This window comes from Pseudomonas sp. GM25 (assembly GCF_000282255.1).
GTDB classification, from domain to species: Bacteria; Pseudomonadota; Gammaproteobacteria; order Pseudomonadales; family Pseudomonadaceae; genus Aquipseudomonas; species Aquipseudomonas aphyarum.
The window spans coordinates 74,529-100,949 of record NZ_AKJQ01000076.1; the positions used below are offsets into that span (position 1 = coordinate 74,529).

At 63.2% G+C, this 26,421-nt stretch carries 23 protein-coding genes and 1 pseudogene; 18 read left to right on the forward strand and 6 right to left on the reverse strand.

All coding sequences use genetic code 11. From position 1 onward, the window contains the following. Positions 1-57: 57 nt before the first annotated feature. The 10 genes and pseudogenes from PMI24_RS26015 to PMI24_RS26060 all read left to right on the forward strand — a co-directional run. Complete coding sequence (locus PMI24_RS26015; protein WP_007959407.1) at positions 58-945, forward strand: Dyp-type peroxidase; 888 nt, start codon at positions 58-60, stop codon at positions 943-945. 9 nt (positions 946-954) lie between these two features. Then, on the forward strand, positions 955-1,923 hold the full coding sequence (locus tag PMI24_RS26020; protein ID WP_007959408.1) for a Gfo/Idh/MocA family protein: 969 nt from the start codon (positions 955-957) through the stop codon (positions 1,921-1,923). A 95-nt stretch (positions 1,924-2,018) separates the two neighbouring features. Then, positions 2,019-2,765 carry a GntR family transcriptional regulator gene (locus tag PMI24_RS26025; RefSeq protein ID WP_007959410.1) on the forward strand — a complete coding sequence of 249 codons (747 nt, stop codon included), beginning with the start codon at positions 2,019-2,021 and terminating at the stop codon, positions 2,763-2,765. A 2-nt stretch (positions 2,766-2,767) separates the two neighbouring features. Further along, positions 2,768-4,498 carry a fumarate reductase/succinate dehydrogenase flavoprotein subunit gene (locus PMI24_RS26030; RefSeq protein ID WP_007959411.1) on the forward strand — a complete coding sequence of 577 codons (1,731 nt, stop codon included), beginning with the start codon at positions 2,768-2,770 and terminating at the stop codon, positions 4,496-4,498. Positions 4,499-4,523: 25 nt separating this feature from the next. Then, entirely contained in the window at positions 4,524-4,769 is a 246-nt protein-coding gene (locus PMI24_RS26035) for a 4Fe-4S dicluster domain-containing protein (protein WP_007959413.1), read from the forward strand. Between the two features lie 110 nt (positions 4,770-4,879). After that, positions 4,880-6,283 (forward strand): ABC transporter substrate-binding protein, encoded by a 1,404-nt coding sequence (locus tag PMI24_RS26040; RefSeq protein ID WP_007959415.1) that lies wholly within the window; start codon positions 4,880-4,882, stop codon positions 6,281-6,283. Between the two features lie 267 nt (positions 6,284-6,550). Continuing rightward, positions 6,551-7,333, forward strand: a complete 783-nt coding sequence (locus PMI24_RS26045) for an ABC transporter permease (protein ID WP_007959417.1) — start codon at positions 6,551-6,553, stop codon at positions 7,331-7,333. Further along, positions 7,333-8,181, forward strand: a complete 849-nt coding sequence (locus PMI24_RS26050) for an ABC transporter ATP-binding protein (RefSeq protein ID WP_007959418.1) — start codon at positions 7,333-7,335, stop codon at positions 8,179-8,181. The genes PMI24_RS26045 and PMI24_RS26050 overlap by 1 nt, the downstream gene beginning before the upstream one ends. Beyond that, a complete protein-coding gene (locus PMI24_RS26055; RefSeq protein WP_007959420.1) occupies positions 8,178-9,140 on the forward strand; it encodes a HEAT repeat domain-containing protein in 963 nt (320 codons plus the stop codon). The genes PMI24_RS26050 and PMI24_RS26055 overlap by 4 nt, the downstream gene beginning before the upstream one ends. Then, a pseudogene (locus PMI24_RS26060) lies at positions 9,137-9,406 on the forward strand (DUF971 domain-containing protein); the annotation flags it as partial. The gene PMI24_RS26055 and the pseudogene PMI24_RS26060, both read left to right, overlap by 4 nt. 7 nt (positions 9,407-9,413) lie before the next feature. On the opposite strand, the gene PMI24_RS26065 reads toward PMI24_RS26060, so the two are convergent. The 3 genes from PMI24_RS26065 to PMI24_RS26075 form a co-directional block, all read right to left on the reverse strand. Then, the gene (locus tag PMI24_RS26065; RefSeq protein ID WP_007959423.1) at positions 9,414-11,072 is read right to left on the reverse strand and encodes a phosphoethanolamine transferase; all 1,659 of its coding nucleotides are present in this window, start codon (positions 11,070-11,072) and stop codon (positions 9,414-9,416) included. Positions 11,073-11,233: 161 nt separating this feature from the next. Further along, the gene (locus tag PMI24_RS26070; RefSeq protein WP_007959425.1) at positions 11,234-11,971 is read right to left on the reverse strand and encodes a TorF family putative porin; all 738 of its coding nucleotides are present in this window, start codon (positions 11,969-11,971) and stop codon (positions 11,234-11,236) included. Positions 11,972-12,118: 147 nt separating this feature from the next. After that, positions 12,119-13,873, reverse strand: coding sequence for an amidohydrolase (locus PMI24_RS26075; RefSeq protein WP_007959427.1), 1,755 nt, complete (start codon positions 13,871-13,873; stop codon positions 12,119-12,121). 103 nt (positions 13,874-13,976) lie between these two features. On the opposite strand from PMI24_RS26075, the gene PMI24_RS26080 reads away from it, so the two are divergent. From PMI24_RS26080 to PMI24_RS26115, 8 genes are all read left to right on the forward strand, one after another. After that, the gene (locus PMI24_RS26080; RefSeq protein ID WP_007959428.1) at positions 13,977-14,894 is read left to right on the forward strand and encodes a LysR family transcriptional regulator; all 918 of its coding nucleotides are present in this window, start codon (positions 13,977-13,979) and stop codon (positions 14,892-14,894) included. A 192-nt stretch (positions 14,895-15,086) separates the two neighbouring features. Then, positions 15,087-15,704 (forward strand): transcriptional repressor LexA, encoded by a 618-nt coding sequence (lexA, locus tag PMI24_RS26085; RefSeq protein ID WP_007959430.1) that lies wholly within the window; start codon positions 15,087-15,089, stop codon positions 15,702-15,704. Beyond that, positions 15,704-16,321, forward strand: coding sequence for a translesion DNA synthesis-associated protein ImuA (imuA, locus tag PMI24_RS26090; RefSeq protein WP_007959433.1), 618 nt, complete (start codon positions 15,704-15,706; stop codon positions 16,319-16,321). The genes lexA and imuA overlap by 1 nt, the downstream gene beginning before the upstream one ends. A 7-nt stretch (positions 16,322-16,328) precedes the next feature. Then, positions 16,329-17,744 carry a Y-family DNA polymerase gene (locus PMI24_RS26095; protein ID WP_007959435.1) on the forward strand — a complete coding sequence of 472 codons (1,416 nt, stop codon included), beginning with the start codon at positions 16,329-16,331 and terminating at the stop codon, positions 17,742-17,744. Then, positions 17,720-20,818 carry an error-prone DNA polymerase gene (locus PMI24_RS26100; protein ID WP_007959438.1) on the forward strand — a complete coding sequence of 1,033 codons (3,099 nt, stop codon included), beginning with the start codon at positions 17,720-17,722 and terminating at the stop codon, positions 20,816-20,818. The genes PMI24_RS26095 and PMI24_RS26100 overlap by 25 nt, the downstream gene beginning before the upstream one ends. 285 nt (positions 20,819-21,103) lie before the next feature. After that, a complete protein-coding gene (locus tag PMI24_RS26105; RefSeq protein WP_162130490.1) occupies positions 21,104-21,790 on the forward strand; it encodes a CsgG/HfaB family protein in 687 nt (228 codons plus the stop codon). Between the two features lie 29 nt (positions 21,791-21,819). Beyond that, positions 21,820-22,182, forward strand: a complete 363-nt coding sequence (locus tag PMI24_RS26110) for a DUF4810 domain-containing protein (RefSeq protein ID WP_007959442.1) — start codon at positions 21,820-21,822, stop codon at positions 22,180-22,182. Beyond that, positions 22,179-22,838, forward strand: a complete 660-nt coding sequence (locus PMI24_RS26115) for a DUF799 domain-containing protein (protein WP_007959444.1) — start codon at positions 22,179-22,181, stop codon at positions 22,836-22,838. The genes PMI24_RS26110 and PMI24_RS26115 overlap by 4 nt, the downstream gene beginning before the upstream one ends. Positions 22,839-22,987: 149 nt before the next feature. On the opposite strand, the gene PMI24_RS26120 is transcribed toward PMI24_RS26115, so the two are convergent. The 3 genes from PMI24_RS26120 to PMI24_RS26130 are packed head-to-tail and all read right to left on the reverse strand — an operon-like array spanning position 22,988 to position 26,339. Further along, positions 22,988-23,647: a flavin reductase family protein gene (locus PMI24_RS26120; protein WP_007959446.1), complete on the reverse strand. Its 660-nt coding sequence runs from the start codon at positions 23,645-23,647 to the stop codon at positions 22,988-22,990. A gap of 11 nt (positions 23,648-23,658) precedes the next feature. Further along, positions 23,659-25,146 carry an amidohydrolase family protein gene (locus PMI24_RS26125; RefSeq protein WP_007959447.1) on the reverse strand — a complete coding sequence of 496 codons (1,488 nt, stop codon included), beginning with the start codon at positions 25,144-25,146 and terminating at the stop codon, positions 23,659-23,661. After that, positions 25,143-26,339: an amidohydrolase family protein gene (locus PMI24_RS26130; RefSeq protein ID WP_007959449.1), complete on the reverse strand. Its 1,197-nt coding sequence runs from the start codon at positions 26,337-26,339 to the stop codon at positions 25,143-25,145. The genes PMI24_RS26125 and PMI24_RS26130 overlap by 4 nt, the downstream gene beginning before the upstream one ends. Positions 26,340-26,421: the final 82 nt, after the last annotated feature.

Sequence of the window (26,421 nt, forward strand, 5' to 3'; positions counted from 1 at the left end):
TCCCACACAAATCCTCCGGCTACAGTTAAACTCCGCGCTCTTTCCCAAGGAGTTCACATGAGTTACTACCAGCCGGGCATCCTCGCCACCCCAGTTCCGCCGCAAGCACGTCATCTGTTTTTTGCCCTTGAGTCGGTTGAAGCGCTGCCGCAGGCGATCGACAACCTGCTGAACCTGGTGGACGGCAAGTCGGCGGTGGTCGGTTTCGGTGAATCCCTGGCCAAGGCCCTGAATGTGAACATCGAAGGCCTGCGCAGCTTCCCGGCGCTGACCGGCGTCGGCGTGGAAAACCCGTCGACCCAGCACGCCCTGTGGGTCTGGCTGCACGGCGTCGATCGTGGCGAGCTGCTCAACCGCAGCACCGCGCTTGAGGCCGCACTGGCCCCGGCGCTGCGTCTGGTGCAGATGCAGGAAGCTTTCCGCCACAAGGACGGTCACGACCTCACCGGTTATGAAGACGGCACTGAAAATCCGCATGACGAAGCCGCCATCGCCGCCGCACTGCAAAGTGAAGGCGCTGACGGTCTGGTCGGCGGTAGCTTCGCCGCGATCCAGCAATGGCAGCATGACCTCAAGGGTTTCCATGCGCTGTCCGCCGAAGACAAGGACAACATCATGGGCCGTCGCCTGAGCGACAACGAAGAGATCGACGACGCGCCGGTGTCCGCCCACGTCAAACGCACCGCCCAGGAAAGCTTCGCCCCGGAAGCCTTCGTCTTGCGTCGTTCGATGCCGTGGATCGAAGGCGACCGCGCCGGCCTGATGTTCCTGGCGTTCGGTTTCTCCCTCGACGCCTTCGAAGCGCAATTGCGCCGCATGAGCGGTCTGGAAGATGGCATCACCGACGGTCTGTATCGCATCAGCCGGCCGATCACCGGCGGCTACTACTGGTGCCCGCCGCTGCAAAACGGCCACCTCGACCTGCGCGCACTGCGCATCGGCTGAGGCACAAGCATGAACGTGGTGCGTTGGGGCATGATCGGTTGCGGCAGCGTCGCTGAACGCAAGAGCGGGCCGGCCTTCTACAAGGCGCCCGGTTCGGCGTTGGTGGCGGTGATGGGGCGACGCCTCGAAGCCGTGACCGATTACGTCACGCGCCACGGCATCGCCCGGACGTACACCGACGTCGATGCCCTTATCAACGACCCCGAGGTGGACGCGGTGTACATCGCCACGCCCCCCGACAGTCACCACGCCTACAGCCTGAAAGTCGCCGCCGCCGGCAAGCATTGCTGCGTGGAAAAACCCATGGCCCTCAACGCCGGGCAAAGCCGCGAGATGCAGCAGGTGTTTGCCGACGCCGGTCTGCACCTGTTCGTCTCCTATTACCGCCGTTCGCTGCCGCGTTTCCAGCAGGTTCGGCAATGGCTGGAGCAGGGCCGCATCGGCGAAGTCCGGCACTTGAGCTGGACGCTGACCAAGGCACCATCGCCCAAGGATCTGGACGGCAGCGCAAACTGGCGCACCGATCCGGCGGTGGCCGGTGGCGGGTATTTCGCGGATCTGGCCAGCCATGGGTTTGACCTGTTCCAGTACCTGCTCGGCGACATCGTGGAAGTCGCCGGCTTCACCGCGCGTCAGGCCGGGTTGTATGCGGCGGAAGATGCGGTCAGCGCCAGTTGGCGATTTGCCTCGGGCGCGTTGGGCATGGGCTGCTGGAGTTTCGTTGCGGACCGGCGCGAGGATCGGGTCGAGATCATCGGCAGTAAAGGGCGGATCGGCTTTTCGGTGTTCGATGAGCATCCGGTCGAGCTGCACGCCGATGAGCACATCAGCCTGGAAATCCCCCATCACGAACACATTCAGTGGCACCACGTACTGGGCATGAACGCGCAGATTCGCGGTGAGTCGCTGCACCCGGCAATTGCCGCCGAAGCCCTCAAGACCGATTGGGTCATGGACCAGATCCTCAAGCGCCACTGAAGGCGCATCTAAGGTTATGCCCAAACAATATTTCTCAAGCTTGTCATAACGTCTCTAAGATCACGTCATAACTCGTTATAACAAGTGATCCCGTGATGACCGATAACGTTCTCTCTCTTGGCAGCGTCCCGCTGCACACCCAACTGCGCGACGTGCTGCGCGCCCGGATTCTCGACGGCGAATACCCGCAGGACAGCCAGATGCCGTCCGAAAGCGAGCTTGGCACGCTGTTCAAGGTCAGCCGCATCACCGTGCGCCAGGCCTTGGGCGATCTGCAGAAAGAAGGGCTGATCTTCAAGATCCACGGCAAAGGCACCTTCGTCGCCAAACCCAAAACCTTTCAAAACGTCAGCACCCTGCAAGGCCTCGCCGAGTCCATGACCGGCCGTGGCTACGAGGTGATCAACCGCCTGCGCAGCTTCAAATTCATCGCCGCCGACAAACTGGTCGCCGAGCGTTTGCAGGTCGCCGAAGGTGAAATCGTCGCCCAGATCAAACGCGTACGCCTGATCAACCGCGAGCCGATTTCGCTGGAAATCACCTACCTGCCCAAAGCCGTCGGCGAACGGCTGGAGAAGGCTGACCTGGTCACCCGCGACATCTCCCTGATCCTCGAAAACGACTGCGGCATCGCCCTCGGCCACGCCGATCTGGCCATCGACGCGGTGCTGGCCGACAGCGACCTGACCCAGGCACTGAACGTCGAGGCCGGCTCGCCGATCATGCGCATCGAGCGTCTGACCCACGACGCCAACGGCCAGCCGCTGGACTTCGAACACCTTTACTACCGTGGCGATGCGTTCCAGTACCGCCTGCGGATCGACCGGCAAAAAGGGGCGTGACCATGACCCGCAACACCCTCGAACAGGAATACGACATCGTCGTGATCGGCGGCGGCACCGCCGGCCCGATGGCCGCGATCAAGGCCAAGGAAAAGAACAAGGAACTGCGCGTGCTGCTGGTCGACAAGGCCAATGTCAAGCGCAGCGGTGCGATCAGCATGGGCATGGACGGCCTGAACAACGCGATCATTCCCGGCCACTCGACGCCCGAGCAGTACACCAAGGAAATCACCATCGCCAACGACGGCATCGTCAATCAGGCGGCGGTGTACGCCTACGCGACGCACAGTTTTGAAACCATCGAGCAGCTCGACCGCTGGGGCGTGAAGTTCGAGAAGGACGAAACCGGCGATTACGCGGTGAAAAAGGTCCACCACATGGGTGCCTATGTGCTGCCGATGCCGGAAGGGCACGACATCAAGAAAGTCCTGTATCGCCAGTTGAAGCGCGCGCGGGTGAGCATCACCAACCGCCTGGTCTGCACCCGTTTGCTGACCGACGAGGAGGGCGCCGTCAACGGTGTGATGGGGTTCGACTGCCGCAGCGCCGACTTCCACGTGATCAAGGCCAAGGCAGTGATCCTCGCTTGCGGCGCGGCCGGGCGACTTGGTCTGCCGTCCTCGGGTTACCTGATGGGCACCTACGAAAACCCGACCAACGCCGGCGACGGTTACGCCATGGCGTATCACGCCGGTGCGGAGCTGGCGAACCTCGAGTGCTTCCAGATCAACCCGTTGATCAAGGACTACAACGGCCCGGCCTGCGCCTACGTCACCGGCCCGCTCGGCGGCTACACCGCCAACAACAAGGGCGAACGCTTCATCGAGTGCGACTACTGGAGCGGGCAGATGATGTGGGAGTTCCACCAGGAACTGGAGAGCGGCAACGGCCCGGTGTTCCTCAAGCTCGATCACCTGGCCGAGGAAACCATCCAGAACATCGAAGAGATCCTGCACAGCAACGAACGTCCGAGTCGCGGCCAGTTTCACGCCAATCGCGGCACCGACTACCGCACGCAGATGGTCGAGATGCACATCTCGGAAATCGGTTTTTGCAGCGGCCATTCGGCGTCCGGCGTGTGGGTCAACGAGCGCGCCGAAACCTCGGTGAAGGGGTTGTACTCGGCCGGGGACATGGCCGCCGTGCCGCACAACTACATGCTCGGCGCGTTCACCTACGGCTGGTTCGCGGGCAACAACGCGGCGGAGTTTGTCGCCGGGCGCGAGTTCTCCGCGCTGGATGCCGAGCAGATCGCGAAGGAAAAGGCCCGGGTCTACGCACCGCTGGATCGCGAACACGGTCTGCCGCCGGCGCAGGTCGAGTACAAGTTGCGGCGTTTCGTCAACGACTACCTGCAACCGCCGAAAGTGACCAAGAAAATGGAAATCGGCCTGCAACGCTTCAGCGATATCGAGCGCGATCTCAACGAGATGAAGGCCAACAACGCCCACGAACTGATGCGCGCCATGGAAACCAGCGTGATCCGCGACTGCGCCGAAATGGCTGCCCGCGCCTCATTATTCCGCGCTGAAAGCCGCTGGGGCCTGTACCACTACCGCGTCGATCACCCGCAACGGGACGACCGCGAATGGTTCTGCCACTGCCACCTGAAAAAGGGCGAGGACGGGCGCATGACCAGTTTCAAGAAAGCCGTCGAGCCTTACATCATCCCGCTCGATGCCGAGGAAATGCAGGCCTACGACCGCCTTCGGGTCGGCGCTTACGCCGCTTGATGCATCACTAGAGAGAGTCCGAACCATGGCCTATCAAGCCCAGGAAATCTTCTTCCGCTCCAATGCCCCCGTCACCGTGGACGAGGACAAGTGCATCGCCGAAAAGGGCTGCACCGTGTGCGTCGACGTCTGCCCGATGGACCTGCTGGCGATCAACCCGGCCACGCAAAAGGCCTACATGGCGTTCGACGAATGCTGGTACTGCATGCCTTGCGAAAAGGACTGCCCGACCGGCGCGGTGAAAGTCGAAATCCCGTATCTGCTTCGCTAAAACGCTATCCGGCAACACCGGACGCCTGATTCAACACACCCCTCGTTTCCCACCGCGCCCTGATCGCGGCGGAGACGAACATCCTATAAATGATTCGAGGGGATTCAACCATGTTGCGTGCAGCAATCGCCGGTCTGGTACTGGCTTCGTTCACCCTGTCGGCCTCGGCCGAAACCATCCGCATTGCCATCGGCACCCAGGACACCACCATCAACTGCGCCGCCGGCGGTTTGTTGATTCGCGAGCTGGGCCTGCTCGACAAATACCTGCCTCACGACGGCGCCTACAAGGACGCCAAGTACGACGTGCAGTGGAAGAACTTTACCAGCGGCGCACCGCTGACCAACGAGATGGTCGCCGGCAAACTCGACTTCGGCGCCATGGCCGATTTCCCCGGCGCGTTCAACGGCGTGGCATTCGAAACCGCCGGCAAACACAGCCTGTTCATCAGCGTGTTGTCGGGCAGCATCAAGGGCAGCGGCAACGGCATCGTGGTGCCGAGCGCGTCGGGCGTGCAGTCGCTGAGCGAGCTCAAGGGCAAGACCATTTCCGTGCCGTTCGCGTCCACCGCCCACGGCATGTTGCTGCGCGCTGTGGCGGAGCAGGGCTGGGATCCGCTCAAGGATGTGAACATCATCGCCCAGCCGCCAGAGGTCGCAGGCTCGGCGTTGCAGGCCGGCAAGATCGACGCCCACGCCGACTTCGTGCCGTTCGCCGAGCTGTTCCCGAGCCGCGGTTTCGCCCGCAAGATCTACGACGGCGCCCAGGCCAATGCGCCGACCTTCCACGGTGCGCTGGTCGATCAGGCTTACGCGAAAAAGTACCCGGAAATCGTCGTTGCTTACCTGCGCGCCAGCATCGAGGCCAATCAACTGCTGGCCGCCGAACCGGAGAAATACAGCGAACTGATCGCCAAGGTCAACGGCGTCGATGCCGAGGTCAATTACCTGTTCCACGGCCCGCTCGGCGTACAGACCCGTGACCTGAGCTGGAAGCCGGAGTATCGCCAGGCTGTGGGCACCGCGATTGACACGTTGAAGCTGCTGAAGAAGGCGGATCGCGGACTCGATCTGAATACCTTTATTGACGATCAGTACATTCGTGCGGCGTTCAAGGCTTCGAATCTGGATTACACCGCGCAACTGGCCAACTACGCGCAGACGCCGTTGAAGTCGGTCGATGCGGTGACCGGGAAAACGATTTCGGACTTCAGTCATGTCGCGGAGATCTGGGTGCGCGGTGAGGACAAGGTCCGGCGGTATGCCTCGGCTGAAGAGGCGTTCACGGCGCTGGCCGGCCTGAAGTCGGAAGGCAAGAACATCCGTGCGGTGTATGCGCAGGCGAGTGACAGCGGGATCAAGTTGCTGGCGGAACAGGCGTGGTTTGCCAGTGATGCGAAGGGGCGCCTCAGCGCGTTCCTGCTCAAAGGCCAGGCGCAGCAATTTGCATCGGCGCAGGGCGGGAAAGTCCTCGACTTCACCGATGCCACGACCCAGGCAGTGGCTGCACGCTGACAGCAGATCAAAAGCTTTCCCTCACCCTAACCCTCTCCCGGAGGGAGAGGGGACTGACGGTGTTGTTTTGGAGAGTTACGCCGACCTGAGATATCGAGCCGAGCTCAGGTTTGAAAATCATGAGTACCTGCTTGCTATCGAGCCGAACTCAGGTCTTGAAAGGCATGAAGATCGGCTCCCTTTCCCCCTCGCCCCCTTGGGGGAGAGGGCTGGGGTGAGGGGGTAGATCTCAGCCATCACACCGCTCAAGAACCGGAAACACAATTCATGAAAGCGCCCAAATCCCGCTGGATACCAAGAGCAACCTCCCTATTACTCTGCCTGCTCTTCTGGCAACTAGCCGCCAGCCACCACTGGAACCTCGGCCTCGTCACCTTCGCCAACGTGCCAACCCCGCTGGCCGTAATCGAAGCCGCACTCGGCCTCGGCGACTCCGGCAAGCTCATCCAGCACCTGACCGCCAGCCTCGGCCGGGTCTTCGCCGGTTACCTCGCGGCACTGGTGATCGGCATCGCCCTGGGCCTGGCCATCGGCCGTTCAAAGTGGGCCGAAGACCTGCTGCTGCCACCGCTGGAAGTCCTGCGCCCAATCCCCGCCGTCGCCTGGATTCCACTGGCCATCCTGATGTTCCCGTCGTCCGAACTGTCGATGGTCTTCATCACCTTCACCGGCGCGTTGTTCCCGATCCTGCTCAACACCGTGCACGGCGTCGAAGGCGTCGACCCGCGCCTGATCGCCTCGGCCAAAAGCCTCGGGGCCGGGCGCCGGGCGATTCTGCTGGAAGTGATCCTGCCGGGCGCCGCACCGAGCATCATCACCGGCCTCGCCATCGGCATGGGTACGTCGTGGTTCTGTCTGGTGACCGCCGAAATGATCTCCGGCCAGTTCGGCATCGGTTACTACACCTGGGAGTCCTACACCATTCAGAACTACGCCGACATCGTGGTCGGCATGTTGCTGATCGGCGTGTTGGGCATGGGCAGCAGCCTGCTGATCAAACGCCTGGGCGGGCTGTTCACGCCCTGGCACCGACCACGAGGAAAAGCCTGATGAGCGTGATGCAAACCCCGGAAGGGCGGATCGATATCCGTCAGCTATCCATTGTCCTCGGCGAAGGCCCGCAAGCCTTTGAAGCGGTGCAGGGCCTGGATTGCCAGATCGAGCCGGGCCAGTTCGTGTGCATTCTCGGCCCGTCCGGTTGCGGCAAATCGACCTTGCTCGGCGCGCTTGCCGGGCATCTGCAACCCCATGGCGGGCAGTTGAAAGTCGATGGTGTCGAAGTGTCCGGCCCGTCACCGCAACGCGGCATGGTGTTCCAGCACCACACTCTGTTCCCGTGGCGCACGGTGCGCGACAACGTTGCCTTCGGCCTGAAAATGCGCGGCATCGGCAAGGCCGAGCGCCATCGCGCCGCCGATGAAATCCTCAAACTGGTCGGCCTCGAAGGCTTTGCCGAACGCTGGCCCGATCAGCTTTCCGGCGGCATGCAGCAACGGGTGGAGATCGCCCGGGTGCTGGTCAATCGCCCACGGCTATTGCTGATGGACGAACCCTTCGGCGCACTGGACGCGCTGACCCGACTGAACATGCAGGAACTGCTGCTGGATATCTGGACGCGAATTCGCACCACCGTGGTGTTCGTCACCCATGACATCGACGAAGCGCTGTTCCTCGCCGACCGTTTGCTGGTGATGAGCGCACGGCCGGGGCGAATCATCGAAGACCTGCGCCTCGATTTTCCGCGGCCACGTACCACCGAACTGGTGACCAGCCACGAGTTTTCGCGCCTCAAGCGCCACTGCCTCGACCTGCTGCGCCACGACAACGACCGACCGCTGCCGCGCCTCAATCCGCTCGGTTTGCCTCCTGAAAACTCCTTACCGCGATTTGCCCTATGACCTCATTTTTTGCTGTGACCGATAACGACGACATTCTCGCCCTGCAACCACGGCTGACCGCCGATGACGCCGGTGTGCGCCGGATTGCCCTGATCGACCTGGCTGACCTCGAAGAGCCGGACGGTCTGCTCTGGCTGGTGGAGCGGTTGGCCGAAGACCCCGCCGAAGAAGTGCGTGCCGAAGCGGCGCGCCTGTTGGAAGCCTGGGAAGACGAGCCGGTGGTTGAAGCGTTGTGCCAGGCGCTGACGGATCCGTCGCCGGCGGTGCAAGCCGCTGCGGCGCAGAGCCTGAGCCTGCTCAAGACCGAAGCGGCGGGCAGGGTGATTCTGCCGTGGACCAGCCATGCCGAAACCGGCGTGCGGATTGCCGCGTTCCGGGCCTTGCGTGAATTGCGCTTCCCCGGCGCTGCGTCGGCCGCGATTCAGGCGCTGAACGATGCCGATGCCAGTGTGCGCCGCGAAGCCGTCGGCGTGCTCGGCTGGCTCAAGCAGCTCGACGCACTGCCGGCCCTGGCCCGATTGGCGAGTGACGACCCGGACACCGAAGTACGTCGCGCCGCCACCGGCGCCCTGGGCCTGGCAAGTGATGCCGAGGTGCTGCCCGCATTGCGTCAGGCCCTGCAGGACCAGGCCTGGCAAGTGCGCGAAGAAGCCGCGACCACCCTCGGCAAGGTCGGCCATACCGACGCCGGGCCGGCGCTGATCGAAGCCTTGGCCGACGACTACTGGCAAGTGCGCCTGCGCGCGACCCGCAGTCTCGGGCGCCTCAAGTACGTCGCTGCCCTCGACGCCTTGATCGACACCCTCGGCCATCGCATCAGCAACCTGCGCAAGGAAGCCGCGCTGGCCCTCGGCGAACTGAATGATCGCGGGGCCGTGGCTGCATTGCAGGCCGCGCAAGACGATGGCGACCCTGAAGTGCGCAAGGCCGTTAGGATTGCCTTGAGTCAGCTGCAATGAGTCCGCTGTCGGTCGGCAATTCCCAAAGTGAGCACCGGTTGCGGCTGAGCTGGCCGGATGGCCGCGAGCAACTGCTTGACCATGCCGAACTGCGCCGCCAATGCCCGTGCTCGCAATGCCGGGCGTTTCGCCTGCGGGGCTCGCCGCCAATGGTTGACCCGCGTGTGCGGGTCATCGAATTGAACGCTCAGGGCTACGGCCTGCAACTGGTGTTCAGCGACGGCCACCAGCGCGGGATTTACCCGTGGGCCTATCTCGCGCAGCTGGAGGGGATCACTGTCCCGCCGTCATCGCCGGCCGGCAGCCATGGAAAATATCCAGCCCCGGCTGATACAGCGACGTCCTGACTTCGAACAACCCGAGCACCGAGTGGAACAGGTTGTCGTGGCTCAGATCCGGCTGGCTGCTTTTGCCTTGCAGGCAGCCACGGTCGATGCCCAGTTGCGCCAAAGTGTTGTTGCCGAACCACATCACCATCGGCACATGGGTCTGGGCTTCCGGCGCCAGCGCATAGGGCGCGGCGTGCAGGTACAGGCCGTTCTCGCCCAGTGATTCGCCATGGTCGGACACGTACAGCATCGACGTATCGAGGTGATCCTGATTGCGCTTGAGCAGCTCGATCACCTTGGCGAGGAAATGGTCGGTGTAGAGGATCGTGTTGTCGTAGACGTTGACCAGTTCGTCACGGCTGCAGCTGCCCAGTTGGTTGGTGTGGCAGATCGGTTTGAAGCGCTCCATGTCCTTCGGATAGCGCTCGTAGTATTCCGGGCCGTGGCTGCCGTCGGCGTGCAGGACGATGATCGCGTTGCCCTTGAGGCTGTCGATGTAGCCTTGCAGGTCGGCCAGCAACGCCTCGTCGAGGCAGTTGTTGCCGTCGCAGAACGGCCCCGGCTGGTTCTTCGCGATGTCGCGGTTCGGTACGCGCAGGCAGGTGCCCTTGCAGTCGCTGTTGTTGTCCAGCCACAGCACCTGCACGCCGGCCCGTTGCAGGATGTCCAGCAGGCCTTCGTAGGTTTTGCCTTTCTTGTCGCTGTAATCCTCGCGCGGGAACATCGAGAACATGCACGGCACCGACACCGCCGTCGAAGTGCCGCAGGAGTGCACTTGGGTGAAGTTGAGGATGTCGAGTTTGCTCAGCTCGGGGTTGGTCTCGCGTTCATAACCGTTGAGCGAGAAATGGTCGGCCCGTGCGGTTTCACCGACCACGAACACCATCAGCGATTTCTTCTCGCGACCGGCTGCCTTGGCGCTCATCACCGCGTCTTCGCCGATGGCCTGCACCACGAAATGCTTTTTGATCCCCAGCCGCTGCTTGGTGTATTTGCTGATCGCGTAGATGTAGTTGGTCGGGTTGATGAAGTGGGTGAGTTTGTCTTCCTCGCGAAAGATCGGCGCGTAGGTCGAATAGAATGCGCCTACCGAAGCGCCGATCACCAGCACGCAAGCCGCGATCACCAGCACCTTGTTCAGCAAACCCCGAAAGAACGGCCGATAAACCACCGGCCAGCGCCAGATCAGCACGGCCGGCAACACGCCGAGCAACAGCACGTAAGCCAGCAGTTTGCCGCTGAACAGCGCCGTGGCTTCCCCGGGATTGGTTTCGAACACGTTCTGGATCATCACCGTGTCGATGGTGATTCCGTATTCGTTCATGAAATACGCCGCGCAGGCCGAGAGCAGGGCCACCAGCGTCAGCGCCGGTTTCAGCGTCCAGCGAAACGAGATCAGCGTCAGCAGCAGTGTGATCGCTGCCCAGAGAAACAGCCCGAAGGACGCGAAAAACGCGAGTTTGTGCGCGCCTTGCAAGGTGATCAGCGTTCCCAGCGCCTTCCAGGTCGCCAGGTTGTACAGCGCCACCAGTGCCAGCGAAAACAGCAGCACCAGGCGGGTCGGAGTGATGGACGGTAAACGCAGTCCTTTGCCCAAAGCCATTTCGAAACCTTCCTCTACGTCAGTCGAAAACCCATACGGTTGCGCGCGTAACTGTAGAAGAGCATTGGTAAAAATTCCGTAAACATCCGGTAACAAAATCACGGTAAGTGCAAAAAATGTGGGCGCCAGCAGGCCGGCTCCCACGGGAGATTTGCGGCGGGTCAGAAGGATTTGCTGACGCTGGCGACGACCGTCGCCGTGCACACGTCCTTGAAGCCCCAACTGCTCAGGCACTGACTTTGCGAGAGGTCGGTGTCGATGTAGCTCAGACCCAGCACCACGCCGGCCAGGTTGTGGGTCAGTTTGACTTCCCACTCCCGGTAGGACTCTTCGCTGTGGCCGGACGCCGAATACATATGCGGGTCCTTGAAGTCCATGTTGCCGTAGCGCAGCTTCAGCCCGGAATCCAACGGCAATTCGGTTTCATAGCCGATGTAGCTGTAGAGCGAACTCTGTTTGCTGTCGATGCCCGGCGCGTCACTGGAGTAATAGGCCGCGAGTTTCACGCCGTAGGCGCTGAGAATCGAGTACACCTCGCTCTGGTTGAACTGGCTCTCCTTGGGATACGCGTATTTGATGTAGCCCAGATCCAGGTTTACGGCCTCGGTCGCCTGCCACAGCCAGCCGGCGTAGTAATCGACTTCCTGACGGGGTTTCAGGCCGCCACCGAAATCGACGTTTGAACTCCACGCGCCGAGGTACAGGCCGCTGCTGTGGGCTAGGGTCAGGCCGGCCTGTACGGCCGGATCGTTCTGGGTCTGGGAGATGCCGCGGGTGCGGTAATCGCTGGCCAGGGTCAGGTCGACCAGCACGGCGAAATCATCGTTCAGGGGAATCGCGTGGCTGCTCAAAGGCAGCAGGCTCAAGGAAGTGAGGGCGAGCAGGGGCAAGGCTTTCATGTGAAGTCCCGTTGTTGTGGTTGTTATGGGGCGCGCGGAAGCCTGTGGGAGCTAGCCTGCTAGCGATTGCGGTAAGTCAGGCGACATATGAGTTGAATGTCAGACCGCAATCGCCAGCAGGCTGGCTCCCACAAGGAAGCTGTGTTGCTAGAGGGTAGGGGCGTAGACCTGACGGCCGGCGAACCAGGTTTGCAGGACCTGGGTGTCATGCAGGGTCTTGTCGTCGACGCTGAACACGTCGCGATCGAGCACGATGAAATCGGCCTGTTTGCCGGGGCTCAGCGAGCCGATCTGTTGTTCCAGGCCGATGGTCCGCGCGGCGTTGGCGGTGTAGGCGTAGAACATGGTTTCGCGGTCCAGGCGTTCGTCGGCGTTGAGCACGCCCAGCGGCCCGGTGCGGGTGATGGCCTGGGCCATTGCATTCCACGGGTTCGGCGAGGACACCGGCCAGTCGCTGGCGCCGGCAATCGTCGCGCCCTGCTTGAGCAGCGAATGCGCCGGGTATTGATAGCGGAAAGCGAGGGCGCTGACGTAAGGCTTGATCATGTCGGTGGTGTAGTCGTCGGCGCTGGCCCACAGCAGTTGCATCGAGGCAATCACGTTCAGCGGCTTGAAGCGGGCGAACTCCTTCGGGTTGACCATTTGCAGGTGGGTGATCGAGTGCGTTACGCCGCTCTGTCGGTCCTTGCGCGCCTGGGCGATACCGTTCAGCGATTCGCGCACCGCACGGTCGCCGATGGCATGGATATGTACCAGCCAGCCGCGCTGGTCGATGGCGCTGACCAGTTCGCCGAAGTGCTGCGGATCGATCAGCAATTCGCCCTGTTTGTGCGAGTTGCTGTAGGGGTCGATCATCGCCGCGCTCTGGGCCGGGTACTCGATCACGCCGTCGGCGAAGATCTTGATCCCCGGCAGCGTCAGGTTGGGAATGCCCTGGAACTGTTGGCGAACCTTGTCGAGGGTGTCGAGATCGGCCGGGACGCTTTTCGGATTGGCCACCAGCAGCGCGGCGACGTGAGCGGTCATGCCGCCGCTTTCCGACAGGGCTTTGTAGGCCGGCAATACGCCGACGGTTTTCTCGGTGGGCTTGAGGGCGAATACCGGCTCGCCCGGCGCAGCGTTGGCGGCGGGATCCATCCACGCGGTGATGCCGAGGCTGTTGTTGAAACGCACCGCCGATTGCGCAGCCTTGAGCATGTCGGCGGGGCTCGGTACCGGCATTTTCGAGGCGACCCGATCCCAACCGGCATCGACCACAAAGCCGTTCGGCTCACCGTTGGGCAGTTTGCCGATGGTGTCTTTTTCTGCGTCCGGCAGGGTTTTCAGCAGCGCGGCGTCGATGCCCGCACGCTTGAGCATCACATTGTTGGCCCACGCCGTGTGGTGATCGCTGCCGGTGAACACCACCGGCACGTCGGCCCATTCGCCATGATTGAAGATTTTGCCCAGCGCTTCAGCCTTGGCCCAATACGCCGAACTCATGCCGGCCACGCTCAGCACATCGCCATGCCGGGCCTTGCCGTCGTCACGCCATGCGCGCAGGCGTTTTTCCAGTTCGTCGAGTTCGACCACCTCGTCTTCCATGTTGGCCGAGACCATTTCCAGCCCGCCGAAAATCGCGTGGGAATGGCTGTCGATCAGGCCGGGCATCAGCGCCTGGCCTTTCAGGTCGATGACCTGGGTGCCGGGCTCGATCAAGGCCTTGATCTGCGCATCGCTGCCGACTTTCAGCACCTTGCCGTTCTCCACGGCCAGCGCCTGAACCTTCGGTTGGGCGCGATCGGCGGTGAAAATCTTGCCATTGAGCAGCACCAGATCGGTGGCGGCCATGGCTTCCATCGAGGCAAAACTCATAGCGGCGATCAGCAGATTTTTTGTGAAACGCGGGATGAATCTTTTCATTGAACATTTCCTTGTTATTGCGTCTGATGGCCAGATTAGTGGCTGCCAACGCCCGACAGAACGCCTTCCTCACGAAAAACGTTTTTGCCTGAATGGAAAAAGCATGGACAAGCTCGGTGCACTGAAAATGTTCGTGGTCACCGCGCAGCTCGGCAGCTTCAGCCGCGCTGCCGAGCAACTGGGCAAGACCCCGTCGGCCCTGACCAAAGCGGTCAATCATCTGGAATCTGAACTTGGAGCGCGGCTGTTCGAGCGCAGCACGCGACGGATTTTGCTGACTGAAATCGGTCGTCTCTATTTGGAAACCGCGCGCCAGGTGCTGCAACGGCTGGACGAGGCCGGCGAGGAAATCGAGCAGTTGCAGCACGGTCTGCGCGGCAGCCTGAAAATCACCGCCCCGCTAGCTTACGGGCGGGCGTTTCTCGATCAGGTGTGTGACGGCTTTTTGCAGCAATACCCGCAAATCAGCCTGCAAGTGGATTTGTGCGACGAATTCGTCAATCTGCTGGAAAGTGGCTACGACCTGGCGTTGCGCGAAGGGCATGACGACTTGCCGGGGTTGATCGCCCGGGTGGTCGGCAGCAATCGCCTGGCGTTGTGCGGCAGCCCCGAATACCTGGCGCGCAAGGGCTTGCCGGTGACGCCGCAAACCCTCGATCAGCATGAATGGCTGCTGTACCGGCATCCGTTGCTCAGCCGCGAATTCTGGTGGGCCGAGCGCGACGGCCAGCGCCTGAGCCTGGCGCAACCGGCGGCGCCGCTGTTGCGCAGCGACAATTACGATTTGCTGCTGGCCAGCGCCCTGGCCGGGCGTGGCTTGCTGCACACGCCATTGTGGAGCGCTGCGCCATACATCGCCGACGGGCGACTGGTGCGGGTGATGGCCGATTACGAGATCGATCCGGACAGCTTCGGCCCGCACATTCTGGCGGTGTACCCGAGCCATCGACGGGCGACGGCCAAGGTTGTGGCGTTTATCGACTACATCGCAGGGTTTCTCGGCGAACGCGGTTTGAACTGACTCCGTGCTTCTGATCGTTCCCACGCTCCGCGTGGGAATGCAGCCCGTGACGCTCCGCGTCACTGGACGCGGAGCGTCCCTAGAGGCATTCCCACGCAGAGCGTGGGAACGATCATCCGTGAGGGGGGGTTGGGGGGGGCGGGATTTGAGCTGACTGGCGGTGCTTGTCAGGAAAATCCCACAGGAGTACAAATGTACTCCATGACGACTCTGACTCCCCGCCGTACCGCCATCCTGACCTTTATCCGCGAACGCATCGCCGAACACGGTCAGCCCCCAAGCCTCGCTGAAATCAGCGAGGCTTTTGGTTTTGCCTCCCGCAGCGTGGCGCGCAAGCATGTGCTGGCGCTCACCGAAGCCGGGTTTATCGAGGTCAATCCGCATCAGGCCCGGGGCATTCGCCTGCTCGGGCAGCCGGCGCGGCCGGAACTACTCGAAGTGCCGGTGCTCGGGCGGGTGGCCGCCGGTGCGCCCATCGGTGCCGATGCCGAGCTGCACAATCGGCTGATGCTCGATCCGGCGCTGTTCTCCCGTACACCCGACTACATGCTGCGGGTGCAGGGCGATTCGATGATCGAGGACGGCATTCTCGACGGCGATCTGGTCGGTGTGCGGCGCAACCCCGAAGCGCTCAACGGCCAGATCGTGGTGGCGCGGCTTGACGGCGAGGTCACCATTAAACGCTTCGAGCGGATCGGCGATGAGGTTCGCCTGTTGCCGCGCAACCCGGCGTATCAACCGATTGTCGTGCGGGCCGATCAGGACTTGGCCATCGAAGGGGTGTTTTGCGGTCTGGTGAGGCAAGGCTGATGGGTGCCGTCGTTGCGCTGGATACGCTGTTCAATGGCGGCCAGGTCTGGAAGGGCCGGCCTGCGCCACCGGCCGCCAGCCCGCAACCCACCGGGCACGCGGCGCTGGATGCAGCCTTGCCCAGTGGCGGCTGGCCGGAAGCGGCGCTGAGCGAAATCCTCCTGGCCGGGCCCGGTGTTGGCGAACTGCAACTGGTGTGGCCGACGTTGGCGCGGCTGTCGGCGGCGGGCGAGCGCATCGTGCTGGTGGCGCCGCCGTTCGTACCGTACCCGCAGGCCTGGGCCAATGCCGGGGTCGATCTGCGGCAGTTGTCGGTGATCCAGGCCAGCGAGCGCGATGCGCTGTGGGCGGCGGAACAATGCCTGCGCTCGGGCAGTTGCGGCGCGGTGCTGTGCTGGCCGCACAAGGCCGATGACCGCGCCTTGCGCCGTTTGCAGGTGGCGGCGGAAACCGGCCAGACCCTGGCGTTCGCGTGGCGGCCGTTGAGCGAAGCGGTCAACCCGTCGCCGGCCGCGCTGCGGATTGCCATCGATGCCCGCCCGGCGCAATTGCGCGTGCTCAAGTGCCGGGGCGGTCTGGCGCGCAGCGCACCGATTGCCTTCGCCGTGGGGCATTGAGGTCGCCATGCGCTGGGTTTGCATTCTGTTCCCGCAATTGGCCCTCGACGCCGTGCTGCGTCAACGCCCCGATCCCGAGCAACCCTTGGCGCTGCTCAGCGGCCCGGCCCAGCGCCGGGTGCTGCAAGCGGTCAACCCGGCGGCGCGGGCACTGGGCTTGCGTCCGGGGCAGTCGATGACTGCTGCGCAGGCCATGAGCAAAGGTTTTGCCACCGTCGATTACGACGCGGCCGAGGTCGAGCACTGGCAGCAGTTTCTCGCCGCCTGGGCCTATCGTTTCAGCGCTCAGGTCAGCGTGCATTACCCGCGCACCGTGGTGTTCGAGATCGAATCGAGCCTCGGGCTGTTCGGTTCCTGGGCGCAGTTCGAAGCTCGGTTGCGCACGGAGCTGACGGAGCTGGGTTTTCGTCACCGCATCGTCGCCGCGCCCAACCCGGTGGCGGCGCGGGTGCTGGCCAACGCCTACGACGGATTGGTGGTGCCCGACGGTGAAGCCCTGCGCCATCATCTCGGGCAATTGCCGGTCGACCGCATCGGCCTTGAACCGAGTGTGGCCACGGCGCTGTCGCGCATGGGCCTGCGCAACCTTCATCAGGTGCAGAAGCTGCCGCGTCAGGCCCTGGCCCGGCGTTTCGAGGTGCCGATGCTCAAGCACCTGGACACGCTGTTCGGCGCACGGCCGCTGGCGCTGGCGTTCTACCTGCCGCCGGATCGTTTCGATGTGCGCATCGAACTCAATTTCGACGTGCAGTCCCATCAGGCGCTGCTGTTCCCCTTGCGCCGCCTGACGTCCGATCTGGCGGCGTTTTTGTGCGGGCGTGACAGCGGCGTGCAGCGCTTCGATCTGCACCTGGAACATGCGGGGCTGCCGGACACGCTGATCAAGGTCGGCCTGCTCAGCGCCGAGCGCGATCCGGCGATGCTCTTTGAACTGGCCCGTGGCCGACTGGAGCAGGTGCAGGTCGAAGCCCCGGTGCGCGGCTTTCGTCTGCGCGCCGAGGATCTGCCGAGTTTCGTGCCGCAGTTTCAGGAACTGTTCGACGACCGCCCGCAGCAGACCTTGCCGTGGGCGCAACTGCGCGAACGCCTGCGCGCGCGGCTGGGCGATGAGGCGGTGCAGGGCCTGCGCTTTCAGGCCGATCATCGCCCGGAGTGCGCGTGGCAGAGCGCCGATGACAAACATCGTTGCGCTGCGTTGCCGGGCGTGCAGCGTCCGGGCTGGTTGTTGGGCGAGCCGCAGTCCGTGCCCGAAGGTTCGGCGCGCATTCTCATGGGGCCGGAACGGATCGAGTCCGGCTGGTGGGACGGTGACGACGTGCGCCGCGACTATTACTTGATCCAGAACCGCGCCGGCCAGCAAGGCTGGGCGTACCGGGCTGTGGGTGAGGGCGGTCCGTTGTGGCTGCAGGGCTGGTTCGCGTGAACCAGGGTTATGCCGAGCTGCACTGCCTGTCGAATTTCAGTTTCCAGCGCGGTGCCTCCAGTGCGCTGGAGCTGTTCCAGCGCGCGAAAAAACACGGCTATCAGGCGTTGGCGATCACCGATGAATGCACCCTGGCCGGGATCGTCCGTGCCTGGCAGGCGGCCAAGTCCGTTGAGTTGCCGCTGATCATCGGCAGCGAAATCCGCATCGAGAACGGCCCGAAACTGGTGTTGCTGGTGGAGAACATCGAGGGATATCAGGCGTTGTGCGGCTTGATCACCCAGGCTCGACGGCGTACCCAAAAAGGCCAGTATCAAATACTGCGCGAGGATTTCAGCGAGCCGTTGCCGGGATTGCTGGTGCTGTGGGTGCCGGATTCGGTCGATGACGTGGAAGAGGGCCGCTGGCTGAAACAGACCTTCGGTGAACGGCTGTGGCTGGCGGTGCAGTTGCATCGCGGGCAGAACGATCAACAACGACTGGCTGCACTGCTGAGTCTGGCGGATGAGCTGCAGATTCCAGCCGTGGCCAGCGGTGATGTGCACATGCACGCCCGTGGTCGGCGAGCCTTGCAGGACACCATGACCGCGATCCGCCATCACGTTCCGGTGGCCGAAGCGGGGTTGCGCCTGCACCCCAATGGCGAGCGGCATTTACGCAGCCTCGATGTGTTGCGCGAGTTGTATCCGCAGGCCTTGCTGGACGAGTCCGTGACGTTGGCCCGCCGCTGCACCTTCGATCTGGGCGAGTTGCGTTATCAATATCCGAAAGAGCTGGTGCCCGAGGAGCACAGCGCCAGTTCCTGGCTGCGCCACCTGACAGAGCAAGGCATCGCCTGGCGCTGGCCGAAAGGCGCACAACCCAAGGTGCTTAAGCAGATCGACGATGAACTGGAGCTGATCGCCGAACTCGGCTACGAAAGCTACTTCCTCACCGTGCACGACGTGGTGCGCTTCGCCCGTGAGCAGAAAATCCTCTGTCAGGGTCGGGGTTCGGCAGCCAACTCGGCGGTGTGTTTTGCCTTGGGCATCACGGAAATCGATCCGGACCGCACCACGCTGCTGTTCGAGCGTTTCATGTCGAGGGAGCGCAACGAACCGCCCGACATCGACGTGGATTTCGAGCACGAGCGCCGCGAAGAAGTCCTGCAATACGTGTTTCGTCGTTATGGTCGCCGTCGTGCGGCGCTGACGGCGGTGGTCAGCACCTACCACGCTTCCGGCGCGATCCGCGATGTGGCCAAGGCGCTGGGTTTGCCGCCGGACCAGATCAATGCGCTGGCCGACTGCTGCGGCCACTGGAGCGATGAAACGCCACCCGTGGAGCGCCTGCGCGAAGGCGGTTTCGACCCCGAAAGTCCGCTGCTGCACCGGGTGCTGAGCCTGACCGGGCAATTGATCGGCTTCCCCCGGCACCTGTCGCAGCACCCCGGTGGTTTCGTGATTTCCGAGCAGCCGCTGGACACGCTGGTGCCGGTGGAGAACGCCGCCATGGCGGATCGCACGATCATCCAGTGGGACAAGGACGATCTCGATGCCGTCGGGTTGCTCAAGGTGGATATTCTCGCCCTCGGCATGCTCAGCGCGATCCGCCGCTGTTTCGACCTGCTGCGCCGTCATCGCCATCAGGACCTGAGCCTTGCCACCATCCCGCCTGAGGATCGCCCGACCTACGACATGATCAGTCGCGCCGACACCATCGGCGTGTTCCAGATCGAGTCCCGGGCGCAGATGTCGATGCTGCCGCGCCTGCGCCCGCAAACCTTCTACGACCTGGTGATCGAGGTGGCGATCGTCCGGCCGGGGCCGATCCAGGGCGGGATGGTCCATCCGTACCTGCGCCGCCGAAACAAGGAGGAAGAGGAAACATATCCGTCACCGGAGCTGGAAGTGGTGCTCAAGCGCACCCTCGGCGTGCCGCTGTTTCAGGAACAGGTGATGCAGATCGCGATTGTCGCCGCCGACTACAGCCCCGGCGAGGCCGACCAGTTGCGTCGCTCCATGGCCGCGTGGAAACGCCACGGCGGACTGGAACCGCACAAGGAACGGCTGGCCGCCGGCATGAAGAAAAACGGCTACAGCCCGGAATTCGCCGCGCAGATCTTCGAGCAGATCAAGGGCTTCGGCAGTTACGGTTTCCCCGAGTCCCACGCCGCCAGTTTTGCCTTGCTGACCTATGCCAGTTGCTGGCTCAAGTGCCACGAACCGGCGGCGTTCGCCTGTGCGCTGATCAACAGCTGGCCGATGGGTTTCTACAGCCCGGATCAGATTCTTCAGGATGCGCGCCGGCATCATTTGCAGATCCGTCCGGTGGACGTGCGCGCCAGTGACTGGGATTGCAGCCTGGAGCCGATTGCCGGCGAGCAGCCGGCCATTCGCATGGGCCTGCGGATGATCAAGGGCTTTCGCGAGGAAGATGCGCGGAGCATTGAAAACGCTCGGGCGAGGGGGGCGTTTGCCGACGTCGCGGATCTGGGCGAACGGGCCGGGCTCGACAGTCGCGCCCAGGCATTGCTGGCGGACGCCGGAGCGCTGCGCGGCCTGGCAGGCCACCGCCATCGGGCGCGCTGGGAAGTGGCCGGGGTGCAGAAACAGCTCGGGCTGTTTGCCGGGTTGCCGAGTCAGGAAGAGCCGGATGTGCTGCTGCCGACACCGAGCGTCAGCGAAGACCTGTTCACCGATTACGCCACCCTCGGCACCACGCTGGGGCCGCACCCGTTGACGTTGTTGCGCGACGAGTTGCGGGCGCGGCGCTGTCGCAGTTCCCGGGAGTTGCTGGAGGTCGAGCATGGCCGGCCGGTCAGCGTGGCGGGGCTGGTGACCGGACGCCAGCGACCGGGCACCGCCAGTGGTGTGACGTTCGTGACCCTGGAAGACGAGTTCGGCAACGTCAACGTGGTGGTCTGGCGCGATCTGGCCGAGCGTCAGCGTCAGGTGCTGGTGGGCTCGCAATTGCTCAAGGTCGATGGCCGCTGGGAGCGTGAAGGCGAGGTGCGGCATCTGATCGCCGGACGCTTGAGTGACCTCAGCCCGCTGCTCAACGGAATTCGGGTGCAAAGCCGCGATTTCCACTGACACCCACTGACCCTGTTGTAGTGATCGTTCCCACGCTCCGCGTGGGAATGCCGCCATGGACGCTCCGCGTCCACTGTGACGCAGAGCGTCACGGGATGCATTCCCACGCAGAGCGTGGGAACGATCGGTACTGAGAGCTGCTGGCTGATTCGCAAGCCAATTTGCTGACGTCAAAAAAACCTGTCCTCACTGATGGCACTTTGGCATAATGCCGCCCCTTTCCCGATCCCCCACAACATCACCGTGCGGGGACACATCGAATTTCAGAAGGAATGCACAGTGAGAATGATCTCCCGGATGTTGGTCTCGGGCGTTGCGATTGCCGTCCTCGGAACCCTGGCCGGCTCGCTTTCCGGTTGCGCCACCGAAAGCTCCCGGGCACTGCCGGTGGCCAAGGTGGAAAGCGCCTCCCAGGCATGGTCCGGTGTGCGTATCCCGATGGCCGTGGGCAAGTTCGACAACCGTTCGAGCTACATGCGCGGGATCTTCTCCGACGGCGTCGACCGTCTCGGCGGCCAGGCCAAGACCATCCTGATCACCCACTTGCAGCAGACCAACCGTTTCTCGGTGCTCGATCGCGACAACATGGGCGAAATCCAGCAGGAAGCGGCGATCAAGGGCCAGGCCCAGCGTCTGAAAGGCGCCGATTATGTGGTCACCGGTGACGTCACCGAGTTCGGCCGCAAAGAGACCGGCGATCATCAACTGTTCGGCATTCTCGGCCGTGGCAAGACCCAGGTCGCCTACGCCAAGGTCAACCTGAACATCGTCAACATCAGCACGTCCGAAGTGGTGTATTCGACCCAGGGCGCCGGCGAGTACGCCTTGTCCAACCGCGAAATCATCGGCTTCGGCGGCACCGCTGCCTACGACTCCACCCTCAACGGCAAAGTCCTCGATCTGGCCATGCGCGAGGCGATCAATCGTCTGGTCGATGGCATGAACGCCGGTGCCTGGAAACCGGGCAACTGATAGACGCCCATCGCAAGGAGCAACACACCATGAATCTGTCCCTGTCCCGGTCGCTGATGGCCCTGACTGCTGGCGCCTTGCTGGCCGGTTGCAGCAGCCCGCAAACCCTGTATCAGTGGGAAGGCTACCAGCCACAAGTCTACGAATACTTCAAAAGCGAAACGCCGAAAGAGGCCCAGGCCGAAGCGCTGGAAGCCGATCTGCAAAAGATCCGCGCCAGCGGCAAACCGGTACCGCCGGGTTACCACGCTCATCTCGGTCTGCTGTACCTGAGCATGGGCAAGGACGATCAGATGGTGCAGCAATTGCGCACCGAGAAAACCCTGTTTCCCGAGTCCGGCACCTACATGGATTTTCTGCTTAAAAACGCCAAGACCGGAGACGCCCAATGATCTCCCGTGCCTTGAAACTGCTGGCCGCAGGCCTGGCGCTGACCGTTCTCGGTGGCTGCGTTGCACCGAAGACCGTGGACTACTCGGCGTACAAGCAAGCGCGGCCGAAATCCATTCTGGTGCTGCCGCCGCTGAACACCTCGCCGGACGTCAAGGCGTCCTACAGCCTGCTGTCGCAAGTGACGTTCCCGCTGGCCGAAGCCGGTTACTACGTTTTGCCGATCACGTTGGTCGACGAAACGTTCCGCCAGAACGGCCTGACCACGCCGGATGACATCCATGCGGCGCCGGCCAACAAACTGCAGGAAATCTTCGGTGCCGACGCGGCGCTGTACATCACCGTCAGCGAGTACGGCACGCGCTACATGGTGATCAGCAGCGAAACCGCCGTCACCGCCAGCGCCAAACTGGTTGACCTGAAAACCGGCGTCACCCTGTGGACCGGTGCGGCCCGGGCGTCGAGCGAGGAGGGCAACAACAGCAACGCCGGCGGCCTGATCGGCATGCTGATCACCGCAGCGGTGAAGCAGATCATCAACAGCTCCACCGATGCCGGCTACCCGATTGCCGGTGTGGCCAGCAATCGACTGCTGTCGGCCGGACATCCGGCGGGCCTGCTGTACGGGCCACGGTCGCCGAAGTACGGCACTGACTGAAACCCAGGCTGCTGATCGTTCCCACGCTCTGCGTGGGAATGCCGCCATGGACGCTCCGCGTCCACTGTGACGCAGAGCGTCACGGTATGCATTCCCACGCGGAGCGTGGGAACGATCAGCACGGCGGCCCACCTCGGTGGGCCGCTTTTTTATTTGGCGGGCCAGAACCGCTCGCCGCCCCCCGGTGCCTCTGTCCACGCTTGCAACGAGCGGGTCGGCAGGTCGAAATAATCACGGGTCCGCGCATAACCATGGCCGCCCATGCGCCCGATCGCATCCAGCCCCAATTGATCGATGTACAGGGTTTTCGGATCGATCAACTCGTCGCGCACATGCGCCATCAACACCTCGCCAAAAATGATCTCCCGCGACTGGCCGATGTTCAGCGCCATCATCCGCCGACACTCCAGTGCCACCGGTGCTTCGCCGATTCGCGGGCATTTGACCGAGGTGCCGGGAATCGCTGTGAGGCCCGCTGCGGTCAACTCATCGAAGCCCGGCGCGAATGGCACGGCGCAGACGTTCATGGCCTCCACCAGTGCATCGCTGACGATGTTGACGGTGAATTCCTGATTCATCTGGATATTGCGCGTGGTGTCCTTCGGGCTCTGGTCGCCATAGTTCTCGACGCCGAGCGCCAGGATGGGCGGGTCCGCCGACAGCGCATTGAAGAAGCTGAACGGCGCCGCGTTTACCCGGCCTTCGGCATCGATGGTGGTAACCAGTGCAATCGGACGCGGCACCACGCTGCCGATCAGAATCTTGTACTTTTCCCGTGGACTCAGTTGGCTGAAATCGAAGCTGTACATGGCAGTGTTCTCTAAAGAAGTGGATCGATGGCGCTCAACGGCGCTTCGGCGCTGTAGTCGTCGGCGAACGGAATGGCCGGCTGGAACAGGGTTTTCCAGTCCGGTCGGCCAAAGGCCCGGTCGCTGTGGCTGCGCATCAGTTTTTCGTATTGGCGTTGGGCCTGTCGTTGCAGAGTGGGGTAGTCGACGCCGTTGACCTGACCGTCGTGCATCACGCAGCGACCGTCGATGAAACTGGCGATGCAGTCGTCGCCGCGCCCGGCCAGCAGCAGGTTTTTCAGTGGATCGAACAGTGGGCCCAAATGCAGGCCACGCAGATTGAAGACGGTGATGTCGGCCTTGGCGCCCGGCGCCAGGCGACCGAGGTCGTCACGCCCCAATGCCTTGGCGCCGCCGAGGGTCGCGGCGTTGTACAGATCGAGGCTGCTGGTCAGTGCCGAGCCGCCCTCCATCAAGCGGGCGATGTTCAGACCGTGGCGCATGTTGGCCAGCAAGTCCGCCGGCCAGGTGTCGGTACCGAGGGCGAAGTTGATGCCCTTGGCGCGATAGCGGCCAAACGAATTCAGTGCCTCGCCGTCACGGGCGAACACCAGCGGGCAGTGCACCAGACTCGCGCCGCCGTCGATGACCCGTTGCAGATCGTCATCGCCCGAGGTGTAGATGCCGTGGGGCAACAGGCTGCGTGGCGTCAGCAAATCCAGCTGCTGCAACCAGCCCAGCGGTGAGGTGCCGCGCAGCTGTTCGACCATCGCCACTTCTCCCAGCGCCTGACAGCAATGCAGGCGCATCGGCGCGTTCAGCTCGCGACTCAATGCGGACGTGCGCTGAAGCAGCGCCGGGGTGCAGGTCTGAATACGATCCGGCAGCAGCGCACCACGAATCAACCCCGCATGAGCACCATCGAAATCCTTGAAAAACCGTTCGGCTGCGTCCAGTCCGGCCAGACCCCGCGCCTCATCCCAGTGATGGGCGAGGGTGCCGTCGGCACGCCAGTAACTCATGCCGCTCATGTAGCAGGGGCCGAGATAGGTGCGCAGGCCCAGTTCGCCCGCCACATCGGCGACCGCCGCGAACTCGTCGTAGGTCTCCGCCCATTCGCGGTAGTACATCGAGGTGATCGGCATGGCGGTGGTGATGCCGTTGCGGATTAACTGGGTGAAGGCGTAGCGATATTTGAAGACTTCTTCTTCGGGGCTGAACGACTCACGCGGGCCGGCCGCCAGATACTCCGCCGACCACATCCGGCCCATGGCGCGTTCGTCGCCGTTATCCAGCGTCAGCACCGTGGAGTCGAGATCGCCGAGGGCATCCAGGTCGATGAAGCCGGGTCCGATCAGCGCATTGCCGTAGTCGATCCACTGGTCCACCGGCCCTTGGTAACCGCGCCCGACAAACTCGATGCGCGAGCCGGCGAACACCACTTCGCCGTCACGCCACAGCACATGCTGCGTTCCGTCGAAACCGACCACGCAACTGGCCTTCAGGCCGATCCGTTTCACAGACGGCTGCCCAGCAGACGACCGCCGCTGGCGATCAGTTCACCGCTGCGATAGACCTGACGTACTGGCCGAGAAACCACGGCTTCACCAAGGGTTTCGACCGGCATCAGCAGAAAGTCTGCCGGTCTGCCGATGGCGAAGCCGTAATCCTCGATCCCCAATGCGCGCGCACCGTTGACCGTCGCCGCGTCGAACGCCGCCGCCAATTCATCGTCCTTGCCCAGGTCGAATCGGAACGCCAACAACATCGCCCGTTCCAGCATGTCGCCATTGCCCATCGGCGACCACGCATCACGAATACCGTCGGAGCCCAGGCACACGTTGACACCGGCTTCACGCAACGCCAGGAATGGCGGCACCGCGCAGTCGGCCGGCGCCGAACTCATCAGCGAAATCCCCAGCGCAGCGAGGCGCTCGGCGACGGGTTTGACCTGGCTCCACGGCAGCATGCCGAGGCAATAGGCGTGGCTGATCATCACCCGGTTTTGCAGGTTGAAACGCTCGGTGTAATCGGCGATCCGGGCGATCTGCCACAGGCCCAGTTCACCTTTGTCGTGCAGATGGATGTCGACGCCGCGCTGGAATTCACTCGCCAGTTTGAACACGAAGTCCAGCTGCGCGATCGGGTCGTTGTCGATGCCGCACGGGTCGAGCCCGCCAACGTTTTCCACTCCCAGCGCCATGGCTTCGCGCATCAGCTCGGCGGTGCCGGGGCGGCTGATCAGGCCGGTTTGCGGGAACACCACCAGTTGCAGGTCGATCAGGTCGTTGTAGGTTTCGCGCAGTTGTTGCATGGCCTCGACGTGACGCAGGCCGAATTCCGGGTCGATGTCGACGTGGCAACGCATCGTCAGCGAACCCCGGGCGATGCAGTTTTCCAGCAGCGCACCGGCGCGTTCGGCGATCGGCGCTTTGACTTCACGCAGGACGCGGCGCTCGTTGCTGATGTAATCCTTGAGCGTCGGGCCGGCGCTGTTCGGGCGCCAGGGTTGGCCGTACAGGGTCTTGTCGAGGTGGACGTGGCTTTCTACCAGCGGGGCGGTCAGGAGCTGGTTCTGGCCGTCGATGTCGGTGGCGGTCAGCGGGGTGCTGGAGGCCGGGCGGCGTTGAGCGAACTTGCCGTTGTCGATCAGCAGGTCTTCGGCGGGGGCGCCGTAGGGGCGGATGTTTCTGAGCCAGCGGGGGTGGGACATTTCATACCTCTGTTTCTATGTTGTCTGGGCGGCCTCTTCGCGAGCAGGCTCGCTCCCACATTGAAATGCGCTCATCTTGTGG